13 protein-coding genes are annotated in these 12,213 nt (G+C 63.0%); 3 read left to right on the forward strand and 10 right to left on the reverse strand.

The window, feature by feature from the left end:
• Window positions 1-24: 24 nt before the first annotated feature.
• Window positions 25-894 (reverse strand): cytochrome c oxidase subunit II, encoded by an 870-nt coding sequence (coxB, locus tag ICI42_RS15355; protein ID WP_188165445.1) that lies wholly within the window; start codon window positions 892-894, stop codon window positions 25-27.
• Window positions 895-1,261: 367 nt separating this feature from the next.
• On the opposite strand from coxB, the gene ICI42_RS15360 reads away from it, so the two are divergent.
• From ICI42_RS15360 to ICI42_RS15370, 3 genes are all read left to right on the forward strand, one after another.
• Window positions 1,262-1,780, forward strand: coding sequence for an invasion associated locus B family protein (locus tag ICI42_RS15360; protein ID WP_230980375.1), 519 nt, complete (start codon window positions 1,262-1,264; stop codon window positions 1,778-1,780).
• Between the two features lie 91 nt (window positions 1,781-1,871).
• Window positions 1,872-3,287 (forward strand): metalloprotease TldD, encoded by a 1,416-nt coding sequence (tldD, locus tag ICI42_RS15365; RefSeq protein WP_188165447.1) that lies wholly within the window; start codon window positions 1,872-1,874, stop codon window positions 3,285-3,287.
• A gap of 92 nt (window positions 3,288-3,379) precedes the next feature.
• Window positions 3,380-4,084, forward strand: coding sequence for an NAD-dependent deacylase (locus tag ICI42_RS15370; protein ID WP_188165448.1), 705 nt, complete (start codon window positions 3,380-3,382; stop codon window positions 4,082-4,084).
• Between the two features lie 3 nt (window positions 4,085-4,087).
• On the opposite strand, the gene ICI42_RS15375 is transcribed toward ICI42_RS15370, so the two are convergent.
• The 9 genes from ICI42_RS15375 to ribB all read right to left on the reverse strand — a co-directional run bounded on the left by ICI42_RS15375 (window position 4,088) and on the right by ribB (window position 12,130).
• Window positions 4,088-5,329: a class I SAM-dependent RNA methyltransferase gene (locus tag ICI42_RS15375; RefSeq protein ID WP_188165449.1), complete on the reverse strand. Its 1,242-nt coding sequence runs from the start codon at window positions 5,327-5,329 to the stop codon at window positions 4,088-4,090.
• Complete coding sequence (locus ICI42_RS15380) at window positions 5,326-6,090, reverse strand: TlyA family RNA methyltransferase (protein ID WP_188165450.1); 765 nt, start codon at window positions 6,088-6,090, stop codon at window positions 5,326-5,328. The genes ICI42_RS15375 and ICI42_RS15380 overlap by 4 nt, the downstream gene beginning before the upstream one ends.
• A gap of 47 nt (window positions 6,091-6,137) precedes the next feature.
• Entirely contained in the window at window positions 6,138-8,051 is a 1,914-nt protein-coding gene (gene dxs, locus ICI42_RS15385) for a 1-deoxy-D-xylulose-5-phosphate synthase (protein ID WP_188165451.1), read from the reverse strand.
• A gap of 75 nt (window positions 8,052-8,126) precedes the next feature.
• Entirely contained in the window at window positions 8,127-9,047 is a 921-nt protein-coding gene (locus tag ICI42_RS15390) for a pirin family protein (protein ID WP_188165452.1), read from the reverse strand.
• 20 nt (window positions 9,048-9,067) lie between these two features.
• A complete protein-coding gene (locus ICI42_RS15395) occupies window positions 9,068-9,460 on the reverse strand; it encodes a type II toxin-antitoxin system VapC family toxin (protein WP_188165453.1) in 393 nt (130 codons plus the stop codon).
• Window positions 9,457-9,717, reverse strand: a complete 261-nt coding sequence (locus ICI42_RS15400) for a type II toxin-antitoxin system Phd/YefM family antitoxin (protein ID WP_188165454.1) — start codon at window positions 9,715-9,717, stop codon at window positions 9,457-9,459. Before ICI42_RS15400 ends, ICI42_RS15395 begins: the two co-directional genes overlap by 4 nt.
• Before the next feature lie 59 nt (window positions 9,718-9,776).
• A complete protein-coding gene (locus tag ICI42_RS15405; protein ID WP_188165455.1) occupies window positions 9,777-10,028 on the reverse strand; it encodes an exodeoxyribonuclease VII small subunit in 252 nt (83 codons plus the stop codon).
• A gap of 5 nt (window positions 10,029-10,033) precedes the next feature.
• The gene (locus tag ICI42_RS15410; protein ID WP_188165565.1) at window positions 10,034-10,960 is read right to left on the reverse strand and encodes a histone deacetylase family protein; all 927 of its coding nucleotides are present in this window, start codon (window positions 10,958-10,960) and stop codon (window positions 10,034-10,036) included.
• A 72-nt stretch (window positions 10,961-11,032) separates the two neighbouring features.
• The gene (ribB, locus tag ICI42_RS15415) at window positions 11,033-12,130 is read right to left on the reverse strand and encodes a 3,4-dihydroxy-2-butanone-4-phosphate synthase (RefSeq protein WP_188165456.1); all 1,098 of its coding nucleotides are present in this window, start codon (window positions 12,128-12,130) and stop codon (window positions 11,033-11,035) included.
• Window positions 12,131-12,213: the final 83 nt, after the last annotated feature.

A 12,213-nucleotide genomic window follows, 5' to 3' on the forward strand; every position in this document is an offset into this window, starting at 1 on the left:
TTCCCTAATTCTCGTGGCCGCGGCTCAGTTGCCGGCGACCGCAACCTTCGTGTTGTTGTCGATCGCGGCCATGAGGGCCCTGTTGGCACCCGGCAGGTCGGTCTTGGCGGCAGCAAGCCACGTCGTGTACTGGCCCTCGTTCACCACGCGGATCGCGATGGGCATGTAGGCGTGATCCTTGCCGCACAGTTCGGAACACTGGCCATAGTAAAGGCCTTCCTTCTCAGCCTTGAACCAGGTTTCGTTGATGCGGCCGGGCACGGCATCGACCTTCACGCCGAAGGCCGGCATCGCGAAGGCGTGGATGACGTCGCTGGCGGTAACCAGCACGCGGACCGTCTCGCCGACGGGAACAACCACCTCGTTGTCCACGGCGAGAAGACGCGGATAGACTGCGCGATCTTCCTTGCCGGCGCCGGCGCGGTCAGCATCCGTCAGCATCGCAGCGTTGAAGGATAGCGGATCCTCGATCTGGTATTCGTAATCCCAGTTCCACTGGTTTCCGGTCGCCTTGATCGTCAGGCCCGGCTCATCGACCGGCGTGTATTGAGCGGTCAGCAGTTGGAAGGACGGAACGGCCAGGAACAGCAGGATGACGACCGGACCGATAGTCCAGATCACCTCGATGATGGTGTTGTGGCTGGTGCGCGACGGCGTCGGGTTGGCGCTCTCGCGGAAGCGGAAGATGCAATAGGCGAGCAGCACCAGCACCAGCAGCGTGATGGGGACGATGAACCACAGCGTATAGTGCTCGAACCAGGTGATCATTTCCATGATGCCGGTAGCGGCCGGCTGGAATGTCATCTGCCAAGGCTCCGGCTGAGCCGCCTGGGCTGCCGATAGTCCGGCAAAAGAAGCTGTCGCCGCAATGGCGCCCGCAAAGAATTTTCTCATCGCCCTCTTTGTCTCCCAGTCCTCCGGACAATGCCGCGAGGATATCCGTCCCGCTCCGGAAGGGGAATCCCGGAGATGTCCGCTGGTTCAAACCATACTCTCATTCCAACCGCAAGAAAGCAGAGCCGTGAGCCATGCGGCATTTTTGCGCGCAGGTAGCCCCGCCCAGCTATCGTCGCAATCGTGCTGTGGAGATGGATGCTACGGTCCCGGAGGCTTGTCAGAGACCTCGAAAGGCCGCAATTCGGGCAAAATTGCCGCCGAAGTTCGGGAAAACTCGCCGAAGACAGGGTGGCAAAAGCGAATTCCTGTTATTTAAGATGTATCGAGTACGCTTTCGCGCGTCATGATTCGCAATGGAGTCACCATGAAGACCGGGCTTGCAAAGACCCTGGCGACGGCCGCCATCCTCGCAGCGACCTGCCTCACGGCGCCGCTTTCCGCCGTAGCCCAGCAGAGCGGAACGGTGAAGTCCACGCATGGAGCATGGTCGGTCGTCTGCGACACCCCGGCAGGTGCCTCCACTGAGCAATGCGTGCTGATGCAGAACGTCATTGCCGAGGACCGGCCCGAGATGGGCCTTTCGGTGGTCGTGCTGCGCACCGCCGACAACAAAGCGGAAATCCTGCGCGTTCTGGCGCCGCTCGGCGTGCTGCTGCCCAACGGGCTGGGCCTCAATGTCGACCAGAAGGACATCGGTCGCGCCTATTTCGTACGCTGCTTCCAGGACGGCTGTTACGCCGAGGTCATTCTCGAGAAGCCGCTGGTCGATACGCTGAGAACCGGCAAGGCAGCCACCTTCATCGTCTTCCAGACGCCTGAGGAAGGCATCGGCATTCCGGTCGACCTCAACGGCTTCGGCGAAGGTTTCGACGCGCTGCCCTGAGCGCTAATGCGCGTTCGCGCATTGCCGAACGGACGCGCAATGCCTAAATCGGGACGGATCACATATCCTCCGTCACGAAAGCCCGCCAGTAATGACCACCAGCCTGCTCAGCCAGTTCGACATTTCCGAAGAGCGGCTGCGCCGCATCGTGGCGGACACCATCGAAGGCGCGGACGACGGCGAACTCTTCCTGGAATACCGGGAAGGCGAAGCGCTGATGTTCGACAATGGCCGGCTGAAGACGGCCAATTTCAACACCGATCAGGGTTTTGGGCTGCGCGCGGTCGCCGGCGAGGCGAGCGGCTATGCGCATGCCAGCGAATTGTCGGAAGCGGCCCTGCTGCGCGCCGCAGATGCGGTGTCCGCCGTCAAGGGCGGCTATTCCGGCGTGATGGCGGCGGCCCCTGCCCGCACCAACCGCCACCTTTACAGCGACGAGAACCCGATCTCGTCACCCTCCTTCGAGGAAAAAGCCAAACTCCTGCAGGACATCGACGCATGGCTGCGCGCCAAGGACCCGCGCGTCCGCCAGGTGACCGCGTCCGTCGCCTCGTCCTGGCAGCATGTCGAAATCCTGCGCGCCGACGGCCATCTGGTTCGCGACATCCGCCCGCTGGTCCGCATGAACGTCTCCGTCGTCGTCGGTTCTGGCGACCGCCAGGAAAGCGGCTCCTACGGCATGGGCGGCCGCAAGGGTTTTGGCGAGTTCCTGGCCGAGGACAGTTGGCATTTCGCAGCTGAAGAGGCGCTGCGCCAGGCGCTGGTCAATCTCGAAGCCATCCCAGCTCCTGCCGGCACGTTCGACATCGTGCTGTCGTCGGGTTGGCCGGGCGTGATGCTGCACGAGGCGGTCGGGCACGGCCTCGAGGGCGATTTCAACCGCAAGAAGACCTCCGCCTTTGCCGGGCTTCTCGGCCAGCAGGTCGCAGCCAAGGGCGTGACCGTGGTCGATGACGGCACCATAGCCGAGCGGCGCGGCTCACTGACAGTTGACGACGAAGGCACGCCCTCGGCTCGCAATGTCCTGATCGACGACGGCAAGCTGGTGGGCTACATGCAGGACCGCCAGAATGCGCGGCTGATGGGCATGAACGCGACCGGTAATGGCCGCCGCGAATCCTATGCCCACCAGCCCATGCCGCGCATGACCAACACCTACATGACCGCCGGGGACAAGACGCCCGAGGAGATCATCGCCTCGGTCAAGAAGGGCATCTACGCCGTCTCGTTCGGCGGCGGACAGGTCGACATCACATCAGGCAAATTCGTCTTTGGCTGTACCGAGGCCTACATGATCGAGGACGGCAAGGTGACCCAGCCGATCAAGGGCGCGATGCTGATCGGCAACGGCCCGGACGCCATGCACCGCGTGACGATGGTCGGCAACGACATGAAGCTCGACACCGGTATCGGCATGTGCGGCAAGGCCGGCCAGGGCGTCCCTGTCGGCGTCGGCCAACCGCATCTGCGGATGAACCAGATGACGGTCGGCGGCACACAGGTATGAAGCAGGCCATGGTCCTCGTGGAAGGATTATAGTTCAGCGCAAAAACGAAAACCGTCCGCGCACTGCGGCAGAACCGCGCTATTTGGTGAGGCATGAAATACCCCTCCTCCATCGTCATCCTCACCGGCGCAGGCATTTCCGCCGAATCGGGCATTTCGACTTTCCGCGACCCGGACGGCATCTGGTCGAAGATCGACTATCGCGAGGTCGCCACGCCGCAGGGTTTTGCTGCCAATCCGTTGCGGGTGCATGAGTTCTACAACTGGCGGCGGCGCAACGTTGCTACCGTCGAGCCGAACGCAGCGCATTTCGCCCTTGGCAGGCTTGAGCAGGAGTTTAGAGGCGAGTTCCTTCTGGTCACCCAGAATGTCGACAGCCTGCACGAACGTGCTGGCTCGAAAAGGTTGATCCACATGCATGGCCAGCACGACAAGGCGCTCTGCACCGCCTGCGAGCAACGCTGCGCCTGGCATGGCGAAATGTCGCTGTCTTCGCAATGCCCGCATTGCGGGTCCGTCGGTTACATGCGCCCCGATGTCGTATGGTTCGGCGAAATGCCCTATGAAATGGACCGCATCTACACAGCGCTCACCGCTTGCGACCTGTTCATATCCATTGGAACCAGCGGAAACGTCTATCCCGCCGCAGGCTTCGTGCGCGAAGCAAGGAAGGCCGGCGCCCGCACTGTCGAACTCAATCTCGAGCCGTCCGAAGGGGCGGCCCATTTCAACGAAGCAGAGCATGGACCTGCGACCAGCATCGTGCCCGCCTATGTCGAGCGGATGCTGAGAACCTAAAAGTCAGCGGCGCTTTTTCGGCTTTTCGAGCAACGCCACCGCCTCGACATGCGGCGACCACAGAAACTGGTCGATGGGCGTCACGCTTTTCAGGCGATAGCCGCCATCGATCAGGATTTTCAGATCCCTCGCCAGCGTGGTCGGATTGCACGAGACCGCAGCCACCAAAGGCACATCCGAACGGGCAAGCTGCTTGCACTGGTCTTCCGCACCGGCGCGCGGCGGATCGAAACATACGCCGTCAAACGCGTTGAGCTCCTTGAAGGTCAGCGGCCGGCGTTCGAGGTCGCGGCGCTCCATGGTCACGCGCTTGAGGCCGGAGGCGAAGCGAAAGCCACGATCCAGCGCTGCGAGAGCCGGGCCGTCGCCTTCCACCGCGTGCACTTCGGAATTGGCGGCCAGCCGGAGCGCGAAGGTGCCGCTGCCAGAATAGAGGTCGGCCACCTTCTTCGCTTTTTTCAGATGCCCGCAAACGATGGATGCCATGGTCTGTTCTGCGGCTTGGACCGCCTGGACGAAACCGCCGGCAGGTGGGTGCACGACCGCCGTTCCGAAGGTCAGCGTCGGTTTGTTGCGCTCCAAAATGATTTCGCCGTCGATGGACAGCCGCGCGAAATCGCTTTGCATCATGAAAGCGGTTGCCTCCCTGCGCAGCCGTTCCGTCGGCTTGCCGCAATCGGCGACGGCGATATCGAGGCCGGTTTCCGTCGCCGTCACCAGCATGCGAAAGGCGCCGGGCGTGTTGGCCACGATGACCGCGAGCCGCTTGAGCTCGGGCTTCGCCGCGACGATCTCCGGCAGCAGAATCGGGCATTCCTCGATGTCGATGATGACATTGGAGAGCGCGCGGTTGTAGCCCAAAAGCATGCCTGTATCGGTGCGGCGCGCAGTGAAGGCCGCGCGGCGGCGGCTGTGCGGCGCGCAAGGCACGATCTCGGAGACTTCGGCCTCGATACCCCAGCCGTTGAGCGGATGGACCAACAACTCGCGTTTCCATGCGCGATAGGCGGGGTCCTCAAGATGCTGGATGGCACAGCCGCCGCATTCGGTGAAATGACGGCAGGCCGGCGCCACACGTTGCGGCGACGATTGCAGCACGGCCAGCAGCGTTGCACGATCCCGTTCGCGCGCGGCTGTCACCACCTCGCCGGGCAGCGCAAAGGGGATGTAGACAGAGCCGCCCGGCGCATCGGCGATGCCGTCGCCATGCGCGCCCAGTCGGGCGATTTCGAAACGCGTACTCATCGGTCTTTGGCTCCTGCCAGAAGAAACTCGCGGTTGCCGTCGCCGCCTTCGATTGGCGACGGGCAGAGGCCGATCGCACGCCAGCCCGGATGTCGGTCAAGCCATCGCCGCAGCGATTCGGCCACTGCCTCGGCCATTTCCGGATCCTTGAGCAGGCCACCCTTGCCGATGGCGTCTTTGCCGGCCTCGAACTGGGGCTTCACCAGGAAAATTCCGCTCGCGCCCGGCAGCGCCAGTTCCAACGCCGGCGGCAAGGCAAGCTTCAGCGAAATGAAACTGACATCCGAAACCAGAAAATCGGGTGCCGTTCCGCCGATAGCGTCAAGCGTCAGATGCCGCGCATTGATACCTTCGAGGGTGCTCACCCGCGCATCCCCGCGCAGGCTGTCATGCATCTGGCCATGGCCGACATCGACGGCGACCACATGGCTCGCGCCGCGCTCCAGCAGCACCTGCGTGAAACCGCCGGTCGAGGCGCCGACATCGAGCGCATGGCATCCATTGGGGTCGAGGGCGAAACGGTCGAGCCCGGCAATCAGCTTGAGCGCCGCGCGCGAAACGTAATTCGCGGCAGGGTCCTCCACCTGGATTTCAACGTCGAGAGCCACCGTCTGGCCGGGCTTGGCGGCTGGCAAACCGCCAACGCGGACGGCGCCCCGCAACACGGCGTCACGGGCGCGCGAGCGGCTGGCGAAATAGCCGCGCTCGACCAACAGTTCGTCGAGCCGGCCTCTTGCGCTGGCTGGTGTTTCGGAAGTCATCGGCGTTCATCGGCGAAAGCGCTGCGGAAGGCAAGCCTTCCCATCCGTCATGCGCGGACTGCCTGCTCCAACCGGCCGAGCGCGGCGAAGACCGTACGCACGATGCCGGCCGAATCCAGTCCCGCATCGGCATACATCTTTTCGGGCTTGGCATGGTCGGTGAATTCGTCGGGCAAGATCAACGTCCGCACCTTCAGACCATGGTCGAGCAAGCCGTCGCGCGCCAGGAAATCCAGCACATGGGCCGCGAAGCCGCCGATTGCGCCCTCCTCCACGGTCACCAGAACCTCGTGCGACCGCGCCAGCCGGCGCAGCAGATCCTGATCCAGCGGCTTGGCGAATCGCGCATCGGCAACCGTGGTCGACAGGCCGGCCGCACCCAGTTCCTCGGCCGCGAGCAGGCAATCCTGCAAGCGTGTGCCGAAGGACACGAGGGCCACCTTGCTGCCCTCGCGCACCACCCTGCCCTTTCCGATTTCCAGAACCGAGCCACGTTCCGGCAGGTCGACACCGACGCCGTTGCCGCGCGGATAGCGGAAGGCAATCGGGCCTTCGTCATAGACAGCCGCCGTGCGCACCATATGGCGCAATTCAGCCTCGTCGGCGGCTGCCATCACAACGAAACCGGGCAGCGATGCGAGATAGGTGGTGTCGAAGGCGCCGCAATGGGTCGCGCCGTCGGCACCGACGAAGCCGGCGCGGTCGATGGGAAAGCGCACCGGCAGCTTCTGGATCGCCACATCGTGCACGACCTGGTCATAGGCGCGCTGCAGGAAGGTCGAGTAGATCGCCACGAACGGCTTGTAGCCTTCCGTCGCCATGCCAGCGGCGAATGTCACCGCATGCTGCTCGGCGATGCCGACATCGAAGGTGCGTTTCGGAAACGCCTGTCCGAACAGGTCGAGGCCGGTGCCCGACGGCATCGCCGCCGTCACCGCCACGATCTTCTCGTCCTCGCGCGCCTCGGCCATCAGGCTGTCGGCGAAAACCTTTGTGTAGGCCGGCGCATTAGCGGGCGCCTTGGCCTGCGCGCCGGTGATCACATCGAACTTGTTGACGCCGTGATATTTGTCGGCGGCTGCCTCCGCCGGCGCGTAGCCTTTGCCCTTCTGGGTGACGACGTGGATCAGCACCGGCCCGGTGCCGTTGTCGCGAACATTGCGCAGGATGGGCACGAGATGCTCGAGATTGTGCCCGTCGATGGGACCGATGTGGTAAAAACCCATCTCCTCGAACAGGGTGCCGCCCGTCACATAGCCGCGCGCGTGCTCAACGGCCCGGGTGATGGCGCGGTCGACCCGGGTGCCGAGATAGGAGGTCAGCTTCTTGCCGATGTCGCGCAGGCCCTGATAGGCGCGGCCTGAGGCAAGACGCGCCAGATAGCCGCTCATCGCGCCCGCTGGCGGAGCAATCGACATGTCGTTGTCGTTGAGGATGACGATCAGCCGGGCGTCGAGCGCGCCCGCATTGTTCATCGCTTCATAGGCCATGCCGGCCGACATAGCCCCGTCGCCGATGACGGAAATGACATTGTTGCGCCCGCCGGCGAGATCGCGCGCCACCGCCATGCCAAGACCCGCCGAAATCGAGGTCGAGGAATGCGCGGCGCCGAACGGGTCGTAGTCGCTTTCGCTGCGTTTGGTGAAGCCGGACAGCCCGCCTTCCTGGCGCAGCGTGCGCATGCGATCCCTGCGTCCGGTCAGGATCTTGTGCGGATAGGCCTGGTGGCCGACGTCCCAGATGATCCGGTCGTCGGGGGTGTCGAAGACATAGTGCAGCGCCACCGTCAGCTCCACCACACCAAGGCCGGCGCCGAGATGCCCACCGGTCTGCGAGACGATGTCGATCAGGTCGCTGCGCAACTCACTGGCGAGCTGCGGCAGCTGTGTTTCGTCGAGCGCGCGGAGGTCTGCCGGCACCTTTACCGTGTCGAGCAGGGGCGTTTGCAGTCTTGCCGTCATGCTAGAGCCTTTTGCTGTCCAAAGGCTGGCAATAAGCTGCCATTGTGGCGATGTAAACGCCGACCCGAGAAAGCATCAGCCCGCCGGCAGGGGAACGAACTCTTCCTCGTCGCCCGGCACGATGTCGAAACGACCGGTGCGCCATTCTTCCTTGGCCTGCTCGATGCGCTCCTTGGAGGACGACACGAAGTTCCACCAGATATAGCGTTTCGACCCCAGCGAGGCGCCGCCGAACAGCATGAAATGCGCGCCGGTGGCGCTGGAAACGACGATCTCGTCGCCGGGACGGAAGACCAGTAGCCGCTCGGGCGGAAACCGGTCGCCGAGAATGTCGACCTCGCCGGCAAGCGTGTAGATGGCGCGCTCCTCGGCGGCTGCGGGAATGCTGATTTTTGCCCCGGCCGCCAATGCAAGATCGACATAAAGCGTCTCGGACGCGGTGGCCACCGGCGCGCGCATGCCATGGAAATCGCCGAGAATGACACGGCCCTTGATGCCTTCGGCATCGAAAACCGGCAGAGACGCGCGCGAGGTGTTCTCGAACAGCGGCGCAACCTCCTCCTTGCCGTCGGGAAGCGCCAACCACGTCTGCAGCCCCGACACCGACATGGGGGCGCCGCGCAGTTCTTCCGGCGTGCGCTCGGAATGCACGATGCCGCGACCCGCGGTCATCAGGTTCACGTCACCGGGTTCGATGACCATCTCGGTTCCCAGCGAATCGCGATGCCTGATCTTGCCGTCGAACAGATAGGTGACGGTGGAAAGACCGATATGAGGATGCGGACGAACGTCCAACGCCTGTCCGCCACGCAGGATCGCAGGCCCCATGCGGTCGAAGAAGATGAATGGGCCGACGAGGCGTCGTTTCGCGGTCGGCAGCGCCCTGCGGACGCTGAAACCATCGATATCCCTGGCGTTCGGCACGACCATCAGTTCGATCTGGTCGCAGGCGAAGGCATCGCCGGGTTCGGGGTCATTGGCTGGGAAAAAGCTCATCTCTTCTCCAACATCCGCCTTCAAGGCCAGGTGAGAATGGCGGCATCATAGCGTGAAAGGCGCTGATCGTAAGTCACGAACTGCATACCTTCAACGATGGACTGCGCCAGCATCAGCCGGTCGAACGGATCCTGATGGATCGGAGGCAGACGTTCGACGAAGGCGGCATGCGTGGCTTTGATATCGAGAAGTGAGAATCCCGCAGTCTCGAAGTGAGCGATCGCTGCGCTGCCGGAAAATGGCGGGCTGTCTGCACGCCCGAGCCTGAACTTGAATGCAGTTTCCCATATGGAAACGACCGACACGTAAACGGAGTTGTCTGGATCGGCGATCGGGTCGAAAATCTCCGCTGGAATTCTTGAGGGTTCCGTCAGCAGCCAGATCGCGACATGCGTGTCGAGCAGAAATCTCACGTCTCTTTCGACCCAAGAAGGAACGTCGCCTCGATCTCTGCATCCATTGCCTGAAAAGCCTCGAAATCCATCGGCGGATACTTCCCTGCCAACAATCCCAACCGGCGTTTTTTTCGGGGAGGGACATCAATCGGCACGAGCTTGGCTGCCGGCTTACCGTTGCGGGCAATGACGATTTCAGACTCGCTGCCGTTTTCCACTGCATCGACAAGTTTCGAGAGGGACGTCTTGGCATCCAGCATATTGACTGTAAGCATCATAACCTCCTTAGCCAAGTCTGGCTAAGATAAGATGGACTACAGTGAGAGGCAACAGGCTACTCCGGATCGAGCGGCTCGGTTCCGGCCGGCTTGCCGTCGCGCGACAGGCGAATCTTTTCCACCTTGTCCTCCGCAGCCTTCAGCAAGCGGTCGCAATGCGCCTTCAGCGCTTCGCCGCGCTCGTAGATCTTGATCGACTGATCGAGCGCGACGTCGCCGCGCTCAAGATCGTCGACGATCCGCTCCAGAGCCTGCAAAGCCTGCTCGAAGCTCATCGCTGGGATATCGTCGTTGGGCTGTTCGGCCATGGCTGTCATCCTTTCATCAGACGGGAGACATGCGCTGCCACCGAAAACGCGAGACCCTCCAGGTCGTAGCCGCCCTCCAGAAGGCTCACCAGCCTGTTGGAGGAGAATCGGTCGGCGCGCTCCAGAAGCTTTCCCGTCGCCCAGTCGAAATCGTCTTCGGACAGATTGATCTCGGCGAGCGGATCGCGATGATGGGCATCGAAACCGGCAGAGATGATGATCAGGTCCGGTGCGAAATTATCCAGAGCCGGCAGCACGCGCGACTTGAACGCCTCGCGGAAATGATCGCTTCCGGTCTGCGGCGACAGCGGCGCGTTGACGATGTTCCCGACACCTGTCTCACCCTTCGCACCCGTGCCGGGATAGAGCGGCATCTGGTGGGTGGAGCAGTAGAGCACACTCGGATCGTCCCAGAAGATGTCCTGCGTGCCGTTGCCGTGATGCACGTCCCAATCGACGATGGCGACCCTCTCGGCGCCGTAATGCCTCTGCGCATAGCGCGCGGCAATGGCCGCGTTGTTGAACAGGCAGAAACCCATCGCCTTGTTCTTTTCGGCGTGATGGCCGGGCGGGCGCGAGGCGACGAAGACGTTGGATGCACGGCCAAAAAACACATCGTCCACGGCGGCATTGGCTGCGCCGATAGCCGTCACCGCCGCTTGCCAGCTCTTGGGGCTGGCCGTGGTGTCGTCATCGATGCGCACGATGCCCGTCTCCGGAATCTGCGAGCGGACGTGTTTCACGAAGCTCGACGGATGCGCGTAGAGGATCGTTTCCTCATCGCCTTCCGGCGCCTCGACCCGGTCGAGACGTTCGAATTCCTGCTCTTCCAGGGCGCGCTCGATAGCGCGCACCCTGTCCGGCCGCTCGGGATGGCCGGGGGGCGTGATGTGTTCCACGAAGATGGGATGCGTGTAGAGCCTTGTGACCATTCTACCGATATAGGCGGTCATATCGGCTTTGACCACCGCGCGCAGTCAGCCGGTTGCGGTGTTCAACAGGGTTTAGAGAATCTCGGTGCGGGCGATGCGAATGCCGAAGCCTTCGAGACCGACATAGTGGCGTTCGCGGGAGGCAATCAGGTTGATCGAGCTGATGCCGAGGTCCTTGAGGATTTGCGCGCCAAGCCCGATCTGGCGCCATTCCTCCTCGCGGCGGCGAGCTTCCTCGTGCTCTTCGCGGTCCGGCATGCGGCGGTTGCGCACCTCGCTGGCCACGCCCACCGAGCCTTCGCGCAGATAGACGATAACCCCGCGCTGGCGCTCGCCCAGCATCTGCATCACACTGTCCAGCTTGTGGCTGCGGCCGAACACATCGGCCACGACGTTTTCGGTATGCAGCCGCACCGGCACATCCTCGCCGTCTCGGATATCGCCGAAGACGATGGCGAGGTGGTGCATGTTTTCCCACGGCAGCATGTAGGTGATGGCCTGCGCCTTACCGCCGGGCGTGTCGATCTCGAAGGTCTCGATGCGCTCGATCAACGTTTCCTTGCGCTGGCGGTAGGCGATCAGGTCGGCCACCGACACCTGCTTCAGCCCATGCGTTTCGGCGAAGGCGGTCACCTGCGGCCCGCGCATCACGCTGCCATTGTCGTTGACCAGTTCGCAGATCACCCCAACCGGCGGCAGGCCGGCGAGCTTGCACAGATCGACCGCCGCTTCGGTATGACCGGAGCGCATCAGCACCCCGCCCTCGCGGGCGATCAGCGGGAAGATATGGCCGGGACGGACGAAATCCGCGGCACCGACATTGCCGTTGGCGAGATTGCGCACGGTCAGCGTACGATCCTCGGCCGAAATACCGGTTGTGGTACCGTGCTTGAAGTCGACGCTGACGGTAAAGGCCGTGGTATGAGCCGAGTCGTTGTCGGCCACCATCGGCGTCAGGTGGAGCCGGCGGGACTCGTCCTTGGTCATCGGCGCACAGACGATGCCGGAGGTGTGGCGCACGATGAAGGCCATCTTTTCCGGCGTGCAATGAACCGCCGCCACGATCAGGTCACCCTCGTTCTCGCGGCCGTCATCGTCCATGACGACAACGATCTCGCCGCGCTCGAAGGCGCGGAGGGCTTCGACGATTTTCTTCTGATCGTATGCCATTGGGTCGCTCTCTGTTTGAGAGCGAATAGCGAGTAGGGAGTAGCGAATAGGGAAAAGGCCGCTATTTGCTATTCGCTACTCCC

The organism is Oryzicola mucosus (assembly GCF_014534685.1).
GTDB classification, from domain to species: domain Bacteria; phylum Pseudomonadota; class Alphaproteobacteria; order Rhizobiales; family Rhizobiaceae; genus Oryzicola; species Oryzicola mucosus.

Coding starts and splice junctions, on each gene's coding strand:
- coxB (WP_188165445.1), bottom strand. CDS start 894: ATGAGAAAATTCTTTGCGGGCGCCATTGCGGCGACAGCTTCTTTTGCC.
- ICI42_RS15360 (WP_230980375.1), top strand. CDS start 1,262: ATGAAGACCGGGCTTGCAAAGACCCTGGCGACGGCCGCCATCCTCGCA.
- tldD (WP_188165447.1), top strand. CDS start 1,872: ATGACCACCAGCCTGCTCAGCCAGTTCGACATTTCCGAAGAGCGGCTG.
- ICI42_RS15370 (WP_188165448.1), top strand. CDS start 3,380: ATGAAATACCCCTCCTCCATCGTCATCCTCACCGGCGCAGGCATTTCC.
- ICI42_RS15375 (WP_188165449.1), bottom strand. CDS start 5,329: ATGAGTACGCGTTTCGAAATCGCCCGACTGGGCGCGCATGGCGACGGC.
- ICI42_RS15380 (WP_188165450.1), bottom strand. CDS start 6,090: ATGACTTCCGAAACACCAGCCAGCGCAAGAGGCCGGCTCGACGAACTG.
- dxs (WP_188165451.1), bottom strand. CDS start 8,051: ATGACGGCAAGACTGCAAACGCCCCTGCTCGACACGGTAAAGGTGCCG.
- ICI42_RS15390 (WP_188165452.1), bottom strand. CDS start 9,047: ATGAGCTTTTTCCCAGCCAATGACCCCGAACCCGGCGATGCCTTCGCC.
- ICI42_RS15400 (WP_188165454.1), bottom strand. CDS start 9,717: ATGCTTACAGTCAATATGCTGGATGCCAAGACGTCCCTCTCGAAACTT.
- ICI42_RS15405 (WP_188165455.1), bottom strand. CDS start 10,028: ATGGCCGAACAGCCCAACGACGATATCCCAGCGATGAGCTTCGAGCAG.
- ICI42_RS15410 (WP_188165565.1), bottom strand. CDS start 10,960: ATGGTCACAAGGCTCTACACGCATCCCATCTTCGTGGAACACATCACG.
- ribB (WP_188165456.1), bottom strand. CDS start 12,130: ATGGCATACGATCAGAAGAAAATCGTCGAAGCCCTCCGCGCCTTCGAG.